The 18,698-nt window shown below is 65.7% G+C and carries 22 protein-coding genes; 19 read left to right on the plus strand and 3 right to left on the minus strand.

What is annotated here, in order from left to right; all coding sequences use genetic code 11:
* Positions 1-255: IS30 family transposase (locus CQY20_RS29740; protein ID WP_109789712.1), on the plus strand; the 255-nt coding region annotated here is incomplete at its 5' end.
* Positions 256-316: 61 nt separating this feature from the next.
* On the opposite strand, the gene CQY20_RS29745 is transcribed toward CQY20_RS29740, so the two are convergent.
* The gene (locus CQY20_RS29745; RefSeq protein ID WP_097944299.1) at positions 317-922 is read right to left on the minus strand and encodes a TetR/AcrR family transcriptional regulator; all 606 of its coding nucleotides are present in this window, start codon (positions 920-922) and stop codon (positions 317-319) included.
* Between the two features lie 145 nt (positions 923-1,067).
* On the opposite strand from CQY20_RS29745, the gene fadD1 reads away from it, so the two are divergent.
* The gene (gene fadD1 / locus CQY20_RS29750) at positions 1,068-2,666 is read left to right on the plus strand and encodes a fatty-acid--CoA ligase FadD1 (protein ID WP_097944301.1); all 1,599 of its coding nucleotides are present in this window, start codon (positions 1,068-1,070) and stop codon (positions 2,664-2,666) included.
* Here the strand turns inward: fadD1 and CQY20_RS29755 are convergent.
* The gene (locus CQY20_RS29755; RefSeq protein WP_371871098.1) at positions 2,647-3,051 is read right to left on the minus strand and encodes a MarR family winged helix-turn-helix transcriptional regulator; all 405 of its coding nucleotides are present in this window, start codon (positions 3,049-3,051) and stop codon (positions 2,647-2,649) included. The genes fadD1 and CQY20_RS29755 overlap by 20 nt on opposite strands.
* Positions 3,052-3,168: 117 nt before the next feature.
* Between CQY20_RS29755 and CQY20_RS29760 the strand changes: the two genes are divergently transcribed.
* From CQY20_RS29760 to CQY20_RS29835, 16 genes are all read left to right on the plus strand, one after another.
* The gene (locus CQY20_RS29760) at positions 3,169-3,588 is read left to right on the plus strand and encodes a maleylpyruvate isomerase mycothiol-dependent enzyme family protein (protein ID WP_097944303.1); all 420 of its coding nucleotides are present in this window, start codon (positions 3,169-3,171) and stop codon (positions 3,586-3,588) included.
* Positions 3,589-3,724: 136 nt separating this feature from the next.
* Positions 3,725-3,964 (plus strand): 50S ribosomal protein L31, encoded by a 240-nt coding sequence (rpmE, locus tag CQY20_RS29765; RefSeq protein ID WP_097944305.1) that lies wholly within the window; start codon positions 3,725-3,727, stop codon positions 3,962-3,964.
* A 96-nt stretch (positions 3,965-4,060) separates the two neighbouring features.
* Entirely contained in the window at positions 4,061-5,161 is a 1,101-nt protein-coding gene (gene prfA / locus CQY20_RS29770; protein ID WP_097944307.1) for a peptide chain release factor 1, read from the plus strand.
* Positions 5,158-6,012, plus strand: coding sequence for a peptide chain release factor N(5)-glutamine methyltransferase (prmC, locus tag CQY20_RS29775; protein ID WP_097944309.1), 855 nt, complete (start codon positions 5,158-5,160; stop codon positions 6,010-6,012). The genes prfA and prmC overlap by 4 nt, the downstream gene beginning before the upstream one ends.
* Positions 6,009-6,671: an L-threonylcarbamoyladenylate synthase gene (locus CQY20_RS29780; protein ID WP_097944311.1), complete on the plus strand. Its 663-nt coding sequence runs from the start codon at positions 6,009-6,011 to the stop codon at positions 6,669-6,671. The genes prmC and CQY20_RS29780 overlap by 4 nt, the downstream gene beginning before the upstream one ends.
* Positions 6,672-6,713: 42 nt before the next feature.
* Complete coding sequence (locus CQY20_RS29785; protein WP_174814670.1) at positions 6,714-7,895, plus strand: glycosyltransferase family 4 protein; 1,182 nt, start codon at positions 6,714-6,716, stop codon at positions 7,893-7,895.
* 271 nt (positions 7,896-8,166) lie between these two features.
* Complete coding sequence (locus CQY20_RS29790; RefSeq protein WP_097944315.1) at positions 8,167-8,610, plus strand: ATP synthase subunit I; 444 nt, start codon at positions 8,167-8,169, stop codon at positions 8,608-8,610.
* Positions 8,607-9,365: a F0F1 ATP synthase subunit A gene (gene atpB / locus CQY20_RS29795; protein WP_097944317.1), complete on the plus strand. Its 759-nt coding sequence runs from the start codon at positions 8,607-8,609 to the stop codon at positions 9,363-9,365. The genes CQY20_RS29790 and atpB overlap by 4 nt, the downstream gene beginning before the upstream one ends.
* 64 nt (positions 9,366-9,429) lie before the next feature.
* On the plus strand, positions 9,430-9,675 hold the full coding sequence (locus CQY20_RS29800) for a F0F1 ATP synthase subunit C (protein WP_011561261.1): 246 nt from the start codon (positions 9,430-9,432) through the stop codon (positions 9,673-9,675).
* 9 nt (positions 9,676-9,684) lie between these two features.
* Complete coding sequence (locus CQY20_RS29805) at positions 9,685-10,206, plus strand: F0F1 ATP synthase subunit B (protein ID WP_097944319.1); 522 nt, start codon at positions 9,685-9,687, stop codon at positions 10,204-10,206.
* Between the two features lie 5 nt (positions 10,207-10,211).
* The gene (locus CQY20_RS29810; protein ID WP_097944321.1) at positions 10,212-11,543 is read left to right on the plus strand and encodes a F0F1 ATP synthase subunit B/delta; all 1,332 of its coding nucleotides are present in this window, start codon (positions 10,212-10,214) and stop codon (positions 11,541-11,543) included.
* A gap of 43 nt (positions 11,544-11,586) precedes the next feature.
* Positions 11,587-13,233, plus strand: coding sequence for a F0F1 ATP synthase subunit alpha (gene atpA, locus CQY20_RS29815; protein ID WP_097944323.1), 1,647 nt, complete (start codon positions 11,587-11,589; stop codon positions 13,231-13,233).
* A gap of 21 nt (positions 13,234-13,254) precedes the next feature.
* Positions 13,255-14,178, plus strand: a complete 924-nt coding sequence (locus CQY20_RS29820; protein WP_097944325.1) for a F0F1 ATP synthase subunit gamma — start codon at positions 13,255-13,257, stop codon at positions 14,176-14,178.
* Positions 14,179-14,199: 21 nt separating this feature from the next.
* Positions 14,200-15,726, plus strand: coding sequence for a F0F1 ATP synthase subunit beta (gene atpD, locus CQY20_RS29825; protein WP_097944327.1), 1,527 nt, complete (start codon positions 14,200-14,202; stop codon positions 15,724-15,726).
* 2 nt (positions 15,727-15,728) lie between these two features.
* On the plus strand, positions 15,729-16,094 hold the full coding sequence (locus CQY20_RS29830; protein WP_097944329.1) for a F0F1 ATP synthase subunit epsilon: 366 nt from the start codon (positions 15,729-15,731) through the stop codon (positions 16,092-16,094).
* Between the two features lie 8 nt (positions 16,095-16,102).
* Positions 16,103-16,549, plus strand: a complete 447-nt coding sequence (locus CQY20_RS29835; protein WP_163700702.1) for a DUF2550 domain-containing protein — start codon at positions 16,103-16,105, stop codon at positions 16,547-16,549.
* Positions 16,550-16,557: 8 nt separating this feature from the next.
* Here the strand turns inward: CQY20_RS29835 and CQY20_RS29840 are convergent, their stop codons facing one another.
* Positions 16,558-17,136, minus strand: coding sequence for a cob(I)yrinic acid a,c-diamide adenosyltransferase (locus tag CQY20_RS29840; RefSeq protein WP_097944331.1), 579 nt, complete (start codon positions 17,134-17,136; stop codon positions 16,558-16,560).
* A 70-nt stretch (positions 17,137-17,206) separates the two neighbouring features.
* Between CQY20_RS29840 and murA the strand changes: the two genes are divergently transcribed.
* Entirely contained in the window at positions 17,207-18,460 is a 1,254-nt protein-coding gene (murA, locus tag CQY20_RS29845) for a UDP-N-acetylglucosamine 1-carboxyvinyltransferase (protein WP_097944333.1), read from the plus strand.
* Positions 18,461-18,698 lie beyond the last annotated feature (238 nt).

Below are 18,698 nucleotides of genomic sequence, written 5' to 3' on the forward strand. Positions count from 1 at the left end.
GAGCTCGATATCTACTTCTGCGATCCGCACTCGCCATGGCAACGCGGCAGTAACGAGAACACCAACGGGCTGCTGCGTCAATACTTTGCTAAAGGCACCGACCTATCAGTGTTCCCGGCCGACTACCTCGACTACGTTGCCGCCCAACTCAACACCCGACCCCGCAAAACCCTCGGCTGGAAGAAACCCGCTGAAGTCCTCGACGAGCTACTCTCAAACCCGCCAAAACCACCCGCTGTTGCATCCACTGCCTGAAATCGCCCAGGAAGGGGCGGACACAAGCGTCTGCTCGCGCAGTGAAACTCGCGCAGTGAAACTACACCTTGGGGTCGGCCCGCAGTCCCGGCATCAGGTAGCGGCGCACGTGGGTCAGTACCTGCGCGGGATCGCTCGGATCCAGTATTTCGCCGGGCACCGTGACCAGTGAAATGATCACGCGGGCAACCCATTCCGACGCTTCTGCGATGTCGATGTCGGGGTGGATCTCGCCTGCGTCACGCGCGGCGACCAGATAGCGCTGCCAGAAGTCGGCAAGGTCCGGCACCAGCCCCTGCACGCCCGCGCCTGCGCAGGCGGCAAACTCCTCGGGCTCGTCGAGCCGAAGCCGCATCAGCAGCGCACCAGGATCGTCGTAGGCGGTGCGGCCGTGCACCACGCCCGCGGTGATGCGCCGGTCGAGACCCTCGAGCGGCTCGAGCATCGCGTGCGCCTTCGACCAGTACTTTTCGTTCAGCCGCACGATCGCCGCGCCCAGCAGCGACGCCTTGTCGGGGAAGTGCCGATACAGCCATCCCCGCGACACCTTCGCCGTCTCGGCCACTTCGGACACCGTGGTGACGCGAATTCCCTTGGCGCGCAGGCATACTTCGGCCGCATCGATCAGCCGATCGCGGACGCTCTTGGCGGCCGTGTTGCTTGCCACAGGGGTTTCTCCTCGCCGAGTTTCGCCGCCTGCCGGGCGGGGACCAGAGCATTCTGTCAGTGGCGGGCGGATGGTCTCGGCCGCCCCACGGATGGTAGACAGATCGGCGAATCTGTTCACGGTCAGCGGCGAACCGAGGTAGGCGATGGCGGACACCCTTCAGCAGTTGCTTCGCGAGCGCGCTGAACAGGACACCGTCGCAATCAAATACGGCGACCGGACCTGGACGTGGCGCGAACACGTCGCCGAGGCGCAGACGCACGCCGCCGCGATCATCGACATCGCCGACCACACGAGGCCCGTGCATGTCGGTGTCCTGCTCGCCAACGGACCCGAGATGCTCACGGCCATGGCCGCCGCTGCATTGGGCGGCTACGTCCTGTGCTGCGTCAACAACACCCGCCGCGGGTCCGGCCTGGTCCGCGACATCGCGTTGGTGGACTGCCAGATCCTGATCACCGACGCCGCACACCGCCATCTGCTCGACGGCCTCGACCTGCCCGGCGTCAACATCCTCGACACCTCCAGCGAGGAGTGGGCCGCGCTGATGGCGCACCCGAGGGAGCTGATGCCGCATCGCGAGGTCGGCCCCGATGACACCTTCGTGATGATCTTCACCTCGGGCACAAGCGGCGACCCCAAGGCCGTGCAAGTCCAACACATGATGCCGATATTCTCGGGAAGCGCTCTGGCGCAACGCTATTCGGTCAACGAGTCGGACGTCTGCTATGTGTCGATGCCGCTGTTTCATTCCAACTCGATCTACGCCGGCTGGGGTGTTGCGCTGGTCAGCGGCGCCGCCGTCGTGCCCGCGGTGTTCTCAGCTTCGCGCTTTCTCGATGACATCCGCCGCTACGGCGCGACATACATGAACTACGTCGGCAAGCCGCTGGCCTACATCCTGTCTACGCCGGAGCAGCCCGACGATCATGACAACCCGCTGCGCGTCGCGTTCGGCAACGAGGCCAGCGACCGCGACATCGCCGAATTCGCCCGCCGCTTCGACTGCACGGTGTGGGACGGATTCGGATCGACCGAGAACGCCGTCATCATCACCCGTGAGGACGGTTGTCCGCCCGGTTCGCTCGGCAAAGGCTTTCCCGGCGTCGCGATCTACAACCCGGACACGCTGCAGGAGTGCGAGTTTGCCCGCTTCGACGACAGCGGCAACCTGCTCAACCGCGACGCGGCGGTGGGGGAGTTGGTCAACACCACCGGCGGTGGTCTCTTCCGCGGCTACTACAAGGACGCGGGCGCCACAGACGAGCGGTTGCGCCACGGCATGTACTGGTCGGGGGACCTGGCCTACCGCGACGCCGACGGCTGGATCTACTTCGCCGGGCGCACCGCGGACTGGATGCGCGTCGACGGCGAGAACCTCGCCGCCGCTCCCATCGAGCGAGTGTTGATCCGGTTGGCCCAGATCAGCCGCGTGGCGGTGTATCCGGTGCCCGACGAGTCCGTCGGCGATCAGGTGATGGCCGCGATCGTGTTGCGCGACGGTGCGACGCTGACGCCCGAGGAGTTCGAAGAGTTCCTCGCCGGCCAAGCCGACCTGTCTCCGAAGGCGTGGCCGAGGTACGTGTGGATCACCGACGACCTGCCCTCGACCGCGACCAACAAGATCCTCAAGCGCGAGCTGGTCAACTACGGCACCACACCGCCCGGCGGCGTGCTGTGGAAGCGGGACGGCTCCCGATTCGAACCGCACAGCCGACGCGTCGTCAGCGGTACGGATCGGTGATCTCCCGCAGCGCGACCAGCACGTCGCGCATCGCGTCGTAGGCCGCCGCACCCACATGCGTCCGCCATTCGCCTTCCACTTTGGCGAGCTCGGCCGCCGCGGCGTCGCAGAGGGCATGGCCCCGCTCGGTGAGCACCACCAGCCGGGCACGTGCGTCGGCAGGGTCTGGTCGGCGGGTGACGTACCCGCTGGCCTCCAACTCGTCCACGAGTGCGCCCGCGGTCTGCTTCGTCACGCCCGCCCGCGCGGCGATCTCGGTCACGCGGAGCCCGTCCTGGTTCAGCCGCTGCCCGAGGCGGCACTGAGCGAGCGTCAGGTCGTCGAATCCGGCCGCCCGTACCGCCTCGAACACCCTGGCCTCGGCGGCGCGGTGTGCGATGTACATCAGAAGCGCCGTCGAGGGTTCGTTGTTCACGCCGCTCACACCAGAAAGTCTAGGTTGAACGGTAAGGATTCCTGACTATATTAGACAGCAATCCTTACTACACGGGGGTTGCGGGACATGGATGACGCCACCGTCTGGGCCTATGTCGACCAGCAGCGTGAGGATCTGGCTGATTTCCTCGACACGTTGAGCCCGCAGCAATGGATGAGAGCGTCGGTCGGTAATCGCCGCCATCCGCCCGGCACAACGGCGGCCGATCGGCTGATGGACATTCTGGTCCACGGTCAAGACATCGCTATTCCGCTTGGCATTGAGCGCACGATGCCCATCCCCGCAGCAGTGGTCGCCGCCAACCGGCTGTGGACGATGGGTTCTGCGCTCAACGCCCGCAAGCGGTTCCCCAAGACCAGGTTCGTCGCAACCGACGCTGACTTCAGCGTCGGAGAAGGGGCCGAAATTCGGGGCCGCATCCAGGACATCGTTATGACCCTGTCTGGCCGCCCGGCCGGTCTGCCCTTGCAACAGCGGGGGGAATAGCGGGCGTGGCCGCCGCGTTTAGGCCCTTGACGGTTGACCTGGCATAATGGACCGTCGACCCTCGGTTCCGGTTCACGCTCGATATAGCGCCAGGTAAGCGCGGGCGACCCGGCGACCAACGACTGAAGAGGACATTATGAAATCGGGTATTCACCCTGACTACGTTGAGACCACCGTGCACTGCGGCTGCGGCAATACGTTCACCACGCGCAGCACGAAGAAGAGCGGCCAGATCCACGTCGAGGTCTGCTCGCAGTGCCACCCGTTTTACACCGGCAAGCAGAAGATTCTCGACAGCGGCGGCCGCGTCGCGCGCTTCGAGAAGCGCTACGGCAAGCGCAAGGCTGCCGGCGCCGATAAGGCTGCCGACAAATAGCTACCGAACCGACGCCCGATCTGCCGCGCGAGCGCAGGCCGGGCGTCGTTTCACGTCCGACGCACATGTTGCGGGCTTCGCGGAGAGGAGGGCGCCATGACGGGTATCACGCGCGCCCAATCCTCGGCTGAATCGGGCGGCGGCATCGAGGCCATCCTTTCCGAGCACGCCGACCTGGAGAAGCAGCTCTCCGATCCGAATCTGCACTCGGATGCGGGCCGTGCCCGCAAGGTCGGCAGGCGGTTCGCGCAGTTGTCGCCGATCGTGAACACCTACCGCAAGCTCGAGGCCGCGCGCGGTGACCTGGAGGCCGCACGCGAATTGGCGGCCGACGACGACTCGTTCGCCGACGAGGTCGAAGAACTCACCGCGACGGTGACGGAACTCGAGACGCAGCTGTCGGACCTGCTGGCGCCGCGTGATCCGCACGACCCCGACGACATCGTCCTCGAGGTGAAATCCGGTGAGGGCGGCGAAGAGTCGGCGCTGTTCGCCGCCGACCTCGCGCGCATGTACATTCGCTATGCCGAACGCCGAGGCTGGACCGTGACGATCCTCGACGAGACGACGTCCGATCTGGGCGGCTACAAGGACGCCACGCTCTCGATCAGGAGCAAGGGCGACTCCGCCGACGGCGTCTGGTCGCGGCTGAAGTTCGAAGGCGGCGTGCACCGCGTGCAACGCGTTCCGGTCACCGAGTCCCAGGGCCGCGTGCACACGTCGGCCGCGGGCGTGCTGGTCTATCCCGAGCCCGAAGAGGTCGAGGAAGTGCAGATCGATGAATCCGATCTGCGCATCGACGTGTATCGCTCCTCGGGCAAGGGCGGCCAGGGCGTCAACACCACCGACTCGGCGGTGCGCATCACGCACCTGCCCACCGGCATCGTCGTGACCTGTCAGAACGAACGCAGCCAGCTGCAGAACAAGATTCGCGCGATGCAGGTGCTCGCCGCGCGGCTGCAGGCGATGGCCGAGGAGCAGGCGCAGGCGGACGCCTCCGCCGACCGGGCCAGCCAGATCCGCACCGTCGACCGCAGCGAGCGCATCCGGACCTACAACTTCCCGGAGAACCGCATCGCCGATCACCGCATCAACTTCAAGGCGCACAACCTCGACCAGGTGCTCGACGGCGACCTGGACCCGTTGCTCGACGCGTTGGCGGCGGCCGACCGCCAAGCGCGGCTGCAGCAGGCATGAGAGCGGCGCGGCTGCGACGCGAGATCGAGCGCGCCGCCGCCGTTCTCGCCGCAGCGGGTGTGGAATCAGCGCGCATCGACGCCGAAGAACTGGCCGCCTACGCCGCAGGGACGACCCGCGGCCGGCTCGCGCTCATCGATGACGTCGACGACGATTTCTGCCGCCGCTACGCCGATCTCGTCGCGCAGCGTTCGCGACGAATTCCGTTGCAGCACATCATCGGTACTGCGCCGCTGGGGCCGGTCACCGTCGAGGTGGGCCCCGGCGTGTTCATCCCCAGGCCGGAGACCGAGTTGCTTCTGGAATGGGCGTCGACGCTACAGTTGCCGCCGCAGCCGCTGATTGTCGACCTGTGCACGGGGACCGCCGCGCTGGCGCTGGCGCTGGCGAAATGCCGGCCCGACGCACGCGTCATCGCCGTCGACGACGACGAGAACGCCCTGGCCTACGCGCGCCGCAACATCGTTGACAGCCCAGTGCAACTCGTCCGCGCCGACGTCACCGATGCAACGCTGCTGCCCGAGTTGGACGGCCTGGTCGACCTGCTGGTCGCCAACCCGCCCTACGTACCCGACGGGGCTGTCCTGGAAACCGAAGTGGCGCAACATGACCCGCCACACGCGGTGTTCGGCGGACCCGACGGCATGACGGTCATCAAGGCGATCGTCGCGCTGGCGGGCCGCTGGTTGAAGCCCGGCGGGCGCTGCGCGGTCGAGCACGACGACACCACGTCGGAGGTCACTGTCGCCGCGTTCACCGCGACCGGTCGATTCGTCGACGTCACGCCGCGACGTGACTTGGCCGGGCGGCCACGCTTTGTGACGGCAACCCGTGGGAAGCTGAATTCATGAGCGAGTTGTTCGACTGCTCCGACGCCACGGCGCGCGCGGCTGGCATCGCCTCGGCGGTCAGCGCCGTCAAAGGTGGTCGTCTCGTCGTGCTGCCGACCGACACGGTGTACGGCATCGGCGCCGACGCATTCGACAACACCGCCGTGGCGGCACTGTTGTCGGCCAAGGGGAGGGGCCGTGACATGCCCGTCCCGGTGCTCGTCGGGTCCTGGCACACCATCGAAGGGCTGGTGTATTCGGTGCCCGAGGCCGCGCGTGAGTTGATCCGCGCGTTCTGGCCAGGCGCGTTGAGCCTCGTCGTGCGGCAGGCGCCGTCGCTGCACTGGGACCTCGGCGACGCGGCGGGCACCGTGATGTTGCGAATGCCGCTGCATCCCGTGGCCATCGAGGTGCTGCGCGAAGTCGGTCCGATGGCGGTGTCCAGCGCCAACATCTCGGGGCGGTCACCGGCCGTCACCGCGCAGGAGGCTCGTGAGCAACTCGGTGATCTCGTCGCGGTCTATCTCGACGCCGGGCCATCCCAGCAGCAGGCGGCCTCCACCATCATCGACCTCACCTCCCCGCAGCCGCGCATCTTGCGGGCCGGGCCGGTGTCCGCCGACGCGATCGCGGAAGTCCTTGGTGTCGACGCCGAAAGCCTGACCGCCGCCACCGCTTGACGCGAACGGTTTCGTCCAGATTCGTCCAGTACGGTTCATTCAGTGGTGAGCGAAGTGCACAGCGTGGCCGGCGGGCTGCTTGCGCTCTCCGATCGAGGCGCAGGTGTGCCGCTGCGCGAATTGGCACTGGTCGGGCTGACCGCGGCGATCGTCACCTACTTTGCGACGGGCTGGGTCCGCGTGCTCGCCACCCGCGTCGGCGCCGTGGCTTACCCGCGTGAACGCGACGTGCACCTGCAGCCGACGCCGCGGATGGGCGGCCTGGCGATGTACGTCGGCGTGCTGGCCGCCGTGTTGCTGGCATCCCAGTTGCCCGCACTCACGCGCGGATTCGTCTATTCGACGGGCCTGTCCGCAACCGTGGTGGCCGGCGGGCTCATCATGGCGATCGGCCTGATCGACGACAAGTGGGGCCTCGACGCGCTGACCAAGTTCGCCGGCCAGATCACCGCCGCCAGCGTTCTGGTCACGATGGGTGTGGCGTGGAGCGTGTTGTACATCCCATTCGGCGGCGTCGGCACCATCGTCCTCGATCAGGTGTCCTCGATCCTGCTGACGCTGGCGCTGACGGTCGCGATCGTCAACGCGATGAACTTCGTCGACGGGCTCGACGGGCTTGCCGCCGGCCTCGGGTTGATCACCGCGCTGGCCATCACGATCTTTTCCATCGGACTGCTGCGCGACCACGGCGGCGATGTGCTGTTCTACCCGCCCGCGGTGATTTCCGTTGTGCTGGCGGGGGCTTGCCTCGGCTTCCTGCCGCACAACTTCCACCGCGCACGCATTTTCATGGGCGACTCCGGGTCGATGCTGATCGGCTTGATGCTCGGCGCCGCCTCAACCACCGCGGCCGGTCCGATCTCGCAGAGCGCATACGGCGCCCGCGACGTGTTCGCGCTGCTGTCGCCGTTCCTCTTGGTGATCGCGGTGATGTTCGTGCCCGCGCTCGACATGCTGCTTGCCATCGTGCGGCGCACCCGTGCCGGCCGCAGCCCGTTCAGCCCCGACAAGATGCACCTGCATCACAGGCTGCTGCAGATCGGGCACTCGCATCGCCGCGTCGTGTTGCTCATCTACCTCTGGGTCGGCATCGTCGCGTTCGGCGCGGCCTGCACGATCTTCTTCGATCCGCGCTACACCGGCGCGGTGATGCTGGCCGCGATTCTGGTGGCGATTGTCGTGACGCTGATCCCGTTGTTGAGGCGCGACGAAGAGTCCTACTGAAGGCAAGTACGACAGAAGTACGACAAAAAGTAGTAGGGCGGGTTTATGCGTAGCTACCGTGTGGTATGGTGCTGGTAGAACCCGAAAAACCTCGCGGGTTGCCGGCCCCCGCGCCGTCCGGTTCACCACCGATCGGCACGGACAAACGACCGACATAAGGGAGCTACCCCTTGGGTGATTCCAACGCGTCCCGCGCGCTCAGATACGCTCGGGACGCCACTCACAGAATCAATGGGGATAGCACTCGTGACCGCGGGATTGAGGTGACGCCGTGACGACGCCAGCGCAAGACGCGCCGTTGGTGTTTCCGTCAGTTGCGTTCCGGCCATTGCGGCTGCTCGCCGTGTGCGTAGTGTTCGCTGGCCTCGTGACGCTGGCGGCCGCACTGCTGGACCATCCGATGATCGGCGTGTTCTTCGGCGTCGGCCTCGGATTGGGTTTGCTCAACGCGGTTCTGGTACAGCGGTCGGTGCAATCCATCACCGCTCAAGAACATCCGCTCAAGCGCAAGATGGCGCTGAACTCCGCTACCCGGCTCCTGGTGATGACGGTGATCGGCTTGACGATTGCATTCATCTTCCGGCCGCAGGGCCTCGGCGTGGTGTTTGGCATGGCGCTATTCCAGGTACTGCTAGTGCTTTCCACCGCGCTGCCCGTCATGAAGAAGCTGCGGGCCGGCGGTGAGGGACTCGAAGGGGAGGCCACGGAGCAATGACCGAAACGATCCTCGCCGCCGAATCCGGCATCCAGGTCGGCCATCACACCGAGGCGCATTGGTTCGGCCTCACCGTGAACACCGACACCGTGCTCGCCACCGCGATTGCCGCGGTGATCGTGCTCGCGCTCGCGTTCTTCTTGCGCGCCAAGGTGACTTCGTCCGGCGTGCCGAGCGGGGTGCAGCTGTTCTGGGAAGCGATCACCGTGCAGTTGCGCAATCAGGTCGAGACCGCGATCGGCATGAAAGTCGCGCCCTTCGTCCTGCCGCTGGCGGTCACGCTGTTCGTATTCATCTTGGTCGCGAACTGGTTGTCCGTGCTGCCGGTGCAGTACACCGACTCCAACGGCGCGATCCACGAACTGCTCAAGCCGCCTGCCTCCGACATCAACTTCGTGTTGGCCTTGGCGCTGTTCGTATTCATCTGCTACCACCTCGCCGGTTTCTGGCGCCGCGGCGTGCTCGGCCACCCCTGGCGCGTGCTGAAGGGACACGTCGTGTTCCTCGCCCCGATCAACCTCGTCGAGGAGCTCGCCAAGCCAATTTCGTTGTCGCTCCGACTTTTCGGCAACATCTTCGCCGGTGGCATCCTGGTGGCGCTGATCGCGTTGTTCCCGCCGTGGATCATGTGGGCGCCCAACGCGATCTGGAAGAGCTTCGACTTGTTCGTCGGCGCCATCCAGGCGTTCATCTTCGCCCTGTTGACGATCTTGTATTTCAGCCAGTCGATGGAGCTCGAAGAGCACCATGACTAACACAGCACCATCGCTCGACCCACGTCCTGGTAGGACGCCTACCAGTTATCAAGGAGGATAAGGAATGGATCCCACAATCGCTGCCGGCGCGCTTATCGGCGGTGGACTCATCATGGCCGGCGGCGCAATCGGCGCCGGTATCGGTGACGGCATCGCGGGTAACGCCCTGATCGCCGGCATCGCGCGGCAGCCCGAGGCGCAAGGCCGGCTGTTCACTCCGTTCTTCATCACGGTCGGCCTGGTCGAGGCGGCCTACTTCATCAACCTGGCGTTCATGGCCCTCTTCGTGTTCGCCACCCCGGTCGCCTAATTCAGCGCCATGAGTGACCTCGACTTGACGATCCTGGCAGCGGAAGAAGGCGGGGGCCAGAGTAACTTCCTGATCCCCAACGGCACGTTCTTCTTCGTGCTGATCATCTTCTTGATCGTGCTTGGTGTGATCGCCAAGTGGGTGGTGCCGCCGATCTCCAAGGTGCTGCGCGAACGCGAAGCCATGGTGCAGAAGACGACCGAGGACAATCGGCGCGCTGCACAGCTTCGGGCCGCCGCAGAGGCCGACTCCATGAAGGTGATGGCGAATGCCCGCCGCGAGGCGACCACGGTCCGCGAGGAGGCACGCGCCGAGGGGCGCAAGATCGTCGATGACGCACGGACCCGTGCCCACACCGAGGTGTCGACGCTGCTTCAGCAGGCTTCCGAGGACCTGACCGAACAATCTCGTGCGGTCACGGCGGATCTCCAGACCTCGGTGGAGACCTTGGCGGCTCAGCTCGCGAGCCGTGTGCTCGGGGTTGAGGTGACCACTCGCACGGTTCCAGCCACTACAGGACAGGGGCGGTAACGGTCGTGTCGACCTTCATCGGACAGCTCATCGGATTCGCGATCATCGTCTTCCTGCTGTGGAAATTCGTTGTGCCGCCGGTCCGTAACTTGATGAAGAACCAGCAGGAAGCTGTTCGCAGGCAGCTGGAAGAGCATGCGGAGGCCGAGCGGAAGGTCGCCGACGCCGACAAGGAACACGCCAAGGCGTTGGAGGAAGCCAAGGCCGAGGCTGAAAGGGTGATCGAAGAGGCGAGGGCCGACGCCGTCAAAATCTCCGAGCAGTTGCGCGCCCAGGCCGACGCTGAGCTGGAACGCATCAAAGTTCAAGGCACAGAACAGGTTAAGTTCCTACGTCAGCAACTGATCCGAGAGCTTCGCCAGAGCCTCGGCGCCGAATCGGTTCACCGCGCCGGTGAGATGGTCCGCAATTTCGTCGCCGATCCTGCGGAGCGGTCCGCCACGGTCGACCGGTTCCTGGCCGAACTCGAGGAGATGGCGCCGTCGAACAAGGCGTTCGAGGACACCGTCACCGCCAAGCTGCGCGCCACCAGCCGCGAGTCGGTTGCCGAATTGACCCGCCAGTTCGACGGGGAACTCCGCAATCTCGACGCCGACGCGTTGACGGCCCTGGCCGATGACCTCGTCTCGGTGGTCAAACTGCTGCGCCGCGAATCGCTGTTGGCCCGGCATCTGGCTGATCCCTCCGGCAATTCCAGTGCCAAGGCTCAAGTCGCCGAGCGACTGCTCTCGGGCAAAATCTCCGACACCGCACTCGGCATCGTGAAAACCGCTGTCTCGCAGCGGTGGTCGTCCACGGACGACTTGCTCTACGGCGTGCGCCACCTGGCCCGGTTGGCGCTGCTGGTCCGTGCCGAGCGCGACGGGCAGATCGAGGATGTCGAGGACCAGCTGTTCCGGTTCAGCCGCATCCTCGACGCCGAGCCGCAGCTGATCACCCTGCTGGGCGACTACACCACCCCCGTCGAAGGCCGAATCCAGCTGCTGACCAATGTGCTTGCGCGCAAGGCGAACAAGAACGCCGCCGATCTGCTGCGCCAGACAGTCGAACTGCTGCACGGGGAGCGGGCCGATGAGGCCATCCGCGACCTGGCCAACCTCGCGGTGTCCCGGCGCGGCGAGGTGATCGCCCACGTTCAAGCCGCCAGCGAGCTCAGCGACGCCCAGGTCGAGCGGCTGAGCGGATTGCTGGAGCGCATCTACGGTCAGGCCGTGTCCATCCAGCTCGACGTGGACCCGGACTTGATCGGCGGCCTGCGGATTTCCGTCGGCGACGAGGTGATCGACGGATCGCTGGCGTCGAAGCTCGAGGCCGCCGAGAACCAACTACCCGACTGACTCGACAACACCAAGACCCACACACGAAGCAGGAAGACAGACAATGGCAGAGTTGACCATCTCGGCAGACGAGATCCAGGGCGCCATCGAGGAATATGTCGCCGGGTTCGAAACCGAAACCGAGCGCGAAGAGATCGGCACCGTCATCGATGCCGGTGACGGCATCGCACACGTCGAGGGCCTGCCCTCGGTGATGACGCAGGAGCTGCTGGAATTTCCGGGCGGCGTGCTCGGCGTCGCACTGAACCTCGACGAGCACAGCATCGGCGCCGTGATTCTCGGTGACTTCGAGAAGATCGAAGAGGGCCAACAGGTTAAACGCACCGGCGACGTCCTTTCGGTGCCCGTCGGCGACGAATACCTGGGCCGCGTGGTCAACCCGCTCGGCCAGCCGATCGACGGCCGCGGCGACATCAAGACCACCGAGCGGCGCGCGCTGGAACTGCAGGCGCCCTCGGTGGTTCAGCGTCAAGGCGTGAGCGAGCCGCTTCAGACCGGTATCAAGGCCATCGACTCGCAGACGCCCATCGGCCGCGGCCAGCGTCAGCTGATCATCGGTGACCGCAAGACCGGCAAGACGGCCGTCTGCGTCGACACCATCCTCAACCAGCGCCAGAACTGGGAGAGCGGCGACGAGAAGCAGCAGGTGCGCTGCGTCTACGTGGCGATCGGCCAAAAGGGCACCACGATCGCCAGCGTCCGGCAGACCCTCGAAGAGGGCGGCGCGATGGACTACACCACCATTGTCGCGGCACCGGCCTCCGACTCCGCCGGCTTCAAATGGCTTGCGCCCTACACGGGTTCGGCCATCGCGCAGCACTGGATGTACCAGGGCAAGCACGTGCTGATCGTGTTCGACGACCTGACCAAGCAGGCCGAGGCGTACCGCGCGATTTCGCTGCTGCTGCGTCGTCCGCCCGGTCGTGAGGCCTACCCCGGCGACGTGTTCTATCTGCACTCCCGGTTGCTGGAGCGCTGCGCGAAGCTCTCCGACGAGCTCGGCGGCGGTTCGCTGACCGGCCTGCCGATCATCGAGACGAAGGCCAACGACATCTCGGCCTACATCCCGACCAACGTCATCTCCATCACCGACGGCCAGTGCTTCCTGGAGACCGATCTGTTCAACCAGGGTGTGCGCCCGGCCATCAACGTCGGCGTCTCGGTGTCCCGCGTCGGTGGCGCCGCCCAGATCAAGGCGATGAAGGACGTCGCAGGCTCACTGCGACTTGATCTTTCGCAGTACCGCGAGCTCGAGTCGTTCGCGGCCTTTGCCTCCGACCTGGACGAGACGTCGAAGGCGCAGCTGGACCGCGGTGCTCGGCTCGTCGAGCTGCTCAAGCAGCCGCAGAACAGCCCGATGCCGGTCGAGGAGCAGGTCGTGGCGATCTTCCTCGGCACCAGGGGCCACCTCGACTCCGTTCCGGTCGAGGACGTGCAGCGGTTCGAGCAGGAGTTCCTCGATCACGTCAAGGCGTCGCACGACGAGATCCTCAAGGACATCCGCGAGACCAAGAAGCTCTCCGACGAGACGTCCGAGAAGCTCGAGAACGTCATCAACGACTTCAAGAAGGGCTTCGCCACCACTGACGGCAGCTCCGTCGTCCCCGACGAGCACGTGGAGGCGATGGACGAGGAAGACGTCGAGAAGGAATCGGTGAAGGTTCGCAAGCCGGCACCGAAGAAGAAGTAGGACTAGGGGTCCGAGAAGCCAATGGCAGCAACACTGCGCGAACTACGCGGCCGCATCCGCTCCGCCGGGTCGATCAAGAAGATCACCAAGGCCCAGGAGCTGATCGCGACGTCGCGCATCGCCAAGGCGCAGGCCCGAGTCGAGGCGGCTCGGCCCTACGACCGCGAGATCACCAACATGCTCACCGAACTGGCCAGCGCCAGCGCGCTGGACCACCCGCTGCTGGTCGAGCGCGAGAACCCGCGTCGGGCAGCAGTGTTGGTGGTGTCCTCGGACCGTGGGCTGTGTGGCGCCTACAACGCCAACGTGTTCCGGCGCTCCGAGGAGCTGTTCGCACTTCTTCGTGAAGAGGGCAAGCAGCCCATTCTGTACACGGTGGGCCGAAAGGCGCTCGCCTACTACAGCTTCCGCAACTGGAACATCACCGAGTCGTGGACCGGCTTCTCCGAGCGGCCCGATTACGAGAACGCGCAGCAGATCTCCTCGACGCTGGTCGACGCCTTCCTCGCGGGCGTCGACGACCAGGGTGACGACGCCGGCGCCGACGATGTCCTGGGCGTAGACGAAGTGCACATCGTGTTCACCGAGTTCCGAACGATGTTGTCGCAGACGGCCGTTGCGCGTCGCATCGCCCCGATGGTGGTCGAGTACGCCGAGGAGGAGACCGGGCCGCGCACCCTGTTCTCGTTCGAACCGGATCCGGAGACACTGTTCGGTGCGTTGCTGCCGCGGTACGTGTCCACCCGCATTTTCGCCGCGCTGCTCGAAGCGGCGGCGTCGGAGTCGGCCTCGCGTCGGCGCGCCATGAAGTCGGCGTCCGACAACGCCGACGACCTCATTCGCGATCTGACTCTGCTGGCCAACCGCGAACGGCAAGCTCAGATCACCCAGGAAATCAGCGAAATCGTCGGTGGCGCGAACGCGCTCGCGGACGCCGCCAAGTAGCCCCAGAAAGCGAAGAAAGACATGACTGCTACTGCCGAAAAGCCAACCAGCACCGACACCGCTGGCCGCGTCGTCCGTGTCACGGGCCCCGTCGTCGACGTCGAGTTCCCGCGCGGCGCAGTGCCCGAACTGTTCAACGCGCTGCACGCCGACATCACCTACAAGGACCTCGCGAAAACGCTGACACTCGAGGTCGCCCAGCACCTCGGCGACAACCTGGTTCGCTGCATCTCGCTGCAACCCACCGACGGCCTGGTCCGCGGGGTAGAGGTCACCGACACGGGCAGCTCGATCTCGGTCCCGGTGGGCGACGGCGTGAAGGGCCACGTGTTCAACGCGCTCGGCGACTGCCTCGATGATCCCGGTTACGGCAAGGACTTCGATCGGTGGTCCATCCACCGCAAGCCGCCCGCATTCGACGCGCTCGAGCCGCGCACCGAGATGCTTGAGACCGGCCTGAAGGTCGTCGACCTGCTCACCCCGTACGTCCGCGGCGGCAAGATCGCACTGTTCGGCGGCGCCGGCGTGGGCAAGACCGTGTTGATCCAGGAAATGATCAACCGCATCGCCCGCAACTTCGGCGGCACGTCGGTGTTCGCCGGTGTCGGTGAGCGCACCCGTGAGGGCAACGACCTGTGGGTCGAGCTCGGCGAGGCCAACGTGCTCAAGGACACCGCTCTGGTGTTCGGCCAGATGGACGAGCCGCCCGGCACCCGTATGCGTGTCGCCCTGTCGGCGCTGACGATGGCGGAGTTCTTCCGCGATGAGCAGGAGCAGGACGTGCTGCTGTTCATCGACAACATCTTCCGCTTCACCCAGGCCGGTTCCGAGGTGTCGACGCTGTTGGGCCGCATGCCTTCTGCGGTGGGGTACCAGCCGACCCTGGCCGACGAGATGGGTGAACTCCAGGAGCGCATCACCTCGACGCGCGGCCGCTCCATCACCTCGATGCAGGCGGTCTACGTGCCCGCCGACGACTACACCGACCCGGCGCCTGCGACGACGTTCGCGCACCTCGACGCGACGACCGAGCTTTCTCGTGCGGTGTTCTCGAAGGGCATCTTCCCGGCGGTGGACCCGCTGGCGTCGTCCTCGACGATTCTGGACCCGAGCGTGGTCGGCGACGAGCACTACCGGGTAGCCCAGGAAGTCATCCGAATCCTGCAGCGCTACAAGGACCTTCAGGACATCATCGCGATTCTGGGTATCGACGAGCTGTCCGAAGAGGACAAGCAGTTGGTGAACCGGGCGCGCCGCATCGAGCGCTTCCTGTCGCAGAACATGATGGCGGCCGAGCAGTTCACCGGCCAGCCCGGTTCGACGGTTCCGCTCAAGGAGACCATCGAGGCGTTCGACAGGTTGACCAAGGGCGACTTCGACCACCTTCCCGAGCAGGCCTTCTTCCTGATCGGCGGGCTGGAGGATCTGCAGCGCAAGGCCGAAAGCCTCGGCGCCAAGCTGGAAGACACCAGTGGCGACGGTGCGCCGGTGGCGGCTGGCGAGTCCAGCGACGAGGCTGAGGGCGCCGGCGAAGACAAGAGCGAGTAGACATGGCTGACCTGGACGTCGACATCGTCTCGGTGGAACGCGAAATTTGGTCTGGGAAGGCCACTTTCGTGTTCACCCGCACGACGTCGGGCGAAATCGGCATCCTGCCGCGGCACATCCCTCTGGTCGCTCAGCTGGTCGACGATGCCATGGTGCGCGTCGAGCGTGAAGGCGAAGAGGATCTGCGGATCGCCGTCGACGGCGGCTTCATGTCGGTCACCGACGAAGGGGTGATCATCCTCGCCGAGTCGGCGGAGTTGGAGTCCGAGATCGACGCCGACGCCGCCAAGCGTGACGCCGAGTCCGACGACGAGGCCACCGCCGCACGGGGTCGTGCGCGGCTGCGCGCCTTGGGTCAGATCGACTAGGGCCGCCGATGAGCGCGTCCATGCTGATCATGGCCGCGCTGGTCGGTGTGCTGCTTCTTGTCGTCATCGCGCTGTGCTATCGGCTGTGGAAGCTGCGCCAGGTCGGGGGCACCGCGGCCATCCTGCGGGACTACCCGGCCGTCGGCGGACAGGGCTGGCGCCACGGGGTCATCCGGTATCGCGGTAACGAAGCACAGTTCTTCCGCCTGTCGAGTCTGCGTTGGTGGCCGGACCGCAGCCTGAGCCGAAGGGGCCTGGAGATCGTGTCACGGCGATCGCCACGCGGCGACGAATTCGACATCATGACCGACGAGATCGTGATCCTGGAACTGCGTGACGTCAGCCCCGAACGCAAACGCGGGTACGAAGTGGCGCTGGATCGCGGTGCGCTGACGGCATTTCAGTCGTGGCTGGAGTCGCGCCCGTCGCCAAGGGCGCGACGCCGCAAGGTCTGATCCGCTGACTAGTCCGTTGTGCCGCCGCCGGGTTGCCACAGCACATCGCCGCCGGGATTGGCCACCCTGCCGAGGATGAACAGCAGATCGGACAGCCGATTCAGGTATTTGGCGGGCAGGACGCTGACGCTGTCCGGATGAGCCTCTACCGCTTGCCAAGCCGAGCGCTCCGCGCGCCGTGCGACCGTCCGCGCCACATGCAGCAGGGCCGACAGCGGTGTACCGCCCGGCAGCACAAACGAATTCAAAGCCGGCAGCGGCTCGTTGAACTGGTCGCACCAGGCCTCGAGTCGATCGATGTAGACCTGCGTGATTCGCAGCGGCGGATGTTCGGGCTTCTCGACGACCGGCGTGGACAGGTCTGCCCCCGCGTCGAACAGGTCGTTCTGAATCTGCCGCAGTACCTTGGTCATCTGCTCATCGGGGTTGCCCAATGCAATGGCAACGCCGATCGCAGCATTGGTTTCGTCGCAATCGGCATAGGCCGTCAGCCGTACGTCGTTTTTGGAAACCCTGCTGAAATCGCTCAACCCGGTGGTCCCGTCGTCGCCGGTACGGGTATAGATCCGAGTCAGGTGTACAGCCATGGTGAAACGGTACCGGGCAGAGTCGTCGTGGATTCGGACACCGCCCGAGCCGCTGTCTACACTAACCCGCGTGAGCGAGCGATTCGTGGTCACCGGGGGGAACCGGTTGTCTGGCGAAGTCGCCGTCGGGGGAGCTAAGAACAGCGTGCTGAAGCTCATGGCGGCGACTCTGTTAGCCGAGGGCACCAGCACGATTACCAATTGCCCGGACATTCTCGACGTACCGCTGATGGCGGAGGTGCTACGGGGGCTCGGCGCCAACGTCGAACTGGACGGCGAAACGGTGCGCATTACGTCGCCCGACGAGCCGAAATACGACGCCGACTTCGCCGCGGTCCGGCAGTTCCGGGCGTCCGTCTGCGTGCTTGGGCCGCTGGTCGGACGCTGCAAGCGGGCCAAGGTGGCCCTGCCGGGCGGGGACGCCATCGGGTCTCGGCCGCTGGACATGCATCAGGCCGGCCTGCGGCAGCTCGGCGCCCGCTGCAACATCGAGCACGGCTGCGTGGTAGCCGAGGCGGACCACCTCCGCGGCGCCGAGATCCAGCTGGAGTTTCCCTCGGTCGGGGCCACCGAGAACATCCTGATGGCGGCCGTGGTCGCCGAGGGCGTGACCACGATCCACAACGCCGCCCGAGAACCCGACGTCGTCGACCTGTGCACGATGCTCAACCAGATGGGGGCGCAGATCGAGGGCGCCGGGTCGTCCACGATGAGGATCACCGGCGTCGACCGGCTGTATCCCACCGAGCACCGGGTGATCGGCGACCGGATCGTGGCCGCTACCTGGGGCATCGCCGCGGCGATGACCCGCGGTGACATCACGGTTACCGGGGTCGACCCCCAGCACCTCCAGTTGGTGCTGCACAAGCTGCACGACGCAGGGGCCACCGTGACGCAGTCCGACAACGGCTTCCGCGTCACGCAGTACGAGCGCCCGAAGGCCATCAACGTCGCTACGCTGCCGTTTCCCGGGTTCCCCACCGACCTGCAGCCGATGGCCATCGGGCTCGCGGCCGTCGCCGACGGCACGTCGATGATCACCGAGAACGTCTTCGAAGCCCGGTTCCGCTTCGTCGAGGAAATGATCCGGTTGGGCGCCGACGCCAGGACCGACGGCCACCACGCGGTGGTCCGGGGACTGCCGCAGCTGTCCAGCGCGCCGGTGTGGTCGTCCGACATCCGGGCCGGCGCTGGGCTGGTCCTGGCGGGCCTTGTCGCCGACGGCGAGACCGAAGTTCACGACGTCTTCCACATCGACCGGGGATATCCGCTGTTCGTGGAGAACCTCAAGAGCCTCGGCGCCGAAATAGAGCGAGTCGACTGAGGCCGCCGCGCCCCAGGGCGCCAGGCAAGGGCTACCCCGATTTCACTCAGCGGACGGCAAGGCGTAGTCTTATTGGAGAAGCCCACGGCCCCAGTGAAGAACTGGCGGACGGGGTTTGACGTCTCTGACCAGGTTGAGTACACTGGCAGGGTTGCCCTAACACGGGTGTGTTGTTTGAGAACTCAATAGTGTGTTTGGTGGTTTTTGTTTGTTGTTTTTTTGGCCACGTCTTTTTTCC

The sequence above is a fragment of the Mycolicibacterium agri genome (assembly GCF_002553505.1).
Taxonomy (GTDB): Bacteria; Actinomycetota; Actinomycetes; order Mycobacteriales; family Mycobacteriaceae; genus Mycobacterium; species Mycobacterium agri.

Excerpts from the sequence above, each read along its gene's own strand:
- fadD1 (WP_097944301.1), top strand. The coding sequence starts at position 1,068 with ATGGCGGACACCCTTCAGCAGTTGCTTCGCGAGCGCGCTGAACAGGAC.
- CQY20_RS29755 (WP_371871098.1), bottom strand. The coding sequence starts at position 3,051 with ATGTACATCGCACACCGCGCCGCCGAGGCCAGGGTGTTCGAGGCGGTA.
- CQY20_RS29760 (WP_097944303.1), top strand. The coding sequence starts at position 3,169 with ATGGATGACGCCACCGTCTGGGCCTATGTCGACCAGCAGCGTGAGGAT.
- rpmE (WP_097944305.1), top strand. The coding sequence starts at position 3,725 with ATGAAATCGGGTATTCACCCTGACTACGTTGAGACCACCGTGCACTGC.
- prfA (WP_097944307.1), top strand. The coding sequence starts at position 4,061 with ATGACGGGTATCACGCGCGCCCAATCCTCGGCTGAATCGGGCGGCGGC.
- prmC (WP_097944309.1), top strand. The coding sequence starts at position 5,158 with ATGAGAGCGGCGCGGCTGCGACGCGAGATCGAGCGCGCCGCCGCCGTT.
- CQY20_RS29780 (WP_097944311.1), top strand. The coding sequence starts at position 6,009 with ATGAGCGAGTTGTTCGACTGCTCCGACGCCACGGCGCGCGCGGCTGGC.
- atpB (WP_097944317.1), top strand. The coding sequence starts at position 8,607 with ATGACCGAAACGATCCTCGCCGCCGAATCCGGCATCCAGGTCGGCCAT.
- CQY20_RS29800 (WP_011561261.1), top strand. The coding sequence starts at position 9,430 with ATGGATCCCACAATCGCTGCCGGCGCGCTTATCGGCGGTGGACTCATC.
- CQY20_RS29805 (WP_097944319.1), top strand. The coding sequence starts at position 9,685 with ATGAGTGACCTCGACTTGACGATCCTGGCAGCGGAAGAAGGCGGGGGC.
- atpA (WP_097944323.1), top strand. The coding sequence starts at position 11,587 with ATGGCAGAGTTGACCATCTCGGCAGACGAGATCCAGGGCGCCATCGAG.
- CQY20_RS29820 (WP_097944325.1), top strand. The coding sequence starts at position 13,255 with ATGGCAGCAACACTGCGCGAACTACGCGGCCGCATCCGCTCCGCCGGG.
- atpD (WP_097944327.1), top strand. The coding sequence starts at position 14,200 with ATGACTGCTACTGCCGAAAAGCCAACCAGCACCGACACCGCTGGCCGC.
- CQY20_RS29830 (WP_097944329.1), top strand. The coding sequence starts at position 15,729 with ATGGCTGACCTGGACGTCGACATCGTCTCGGTGGAACGCGAAATTTGG.
- CQY20_RS29835 (WP_163700702.1), top strand. The coding sequence starts at position 16,103 with ATGAGCGCGTCCATGCTGATCATGGCCGCGCTGGTCGGTGTGCTGCTT.
- CQY20_RS29840 (WP_097944331.1), bottom strand. The coding sequence starts at position 17,136 with ATGGCTGTACACCTGACTCGGATCTATACCCGTACCGGCGACGACGGG.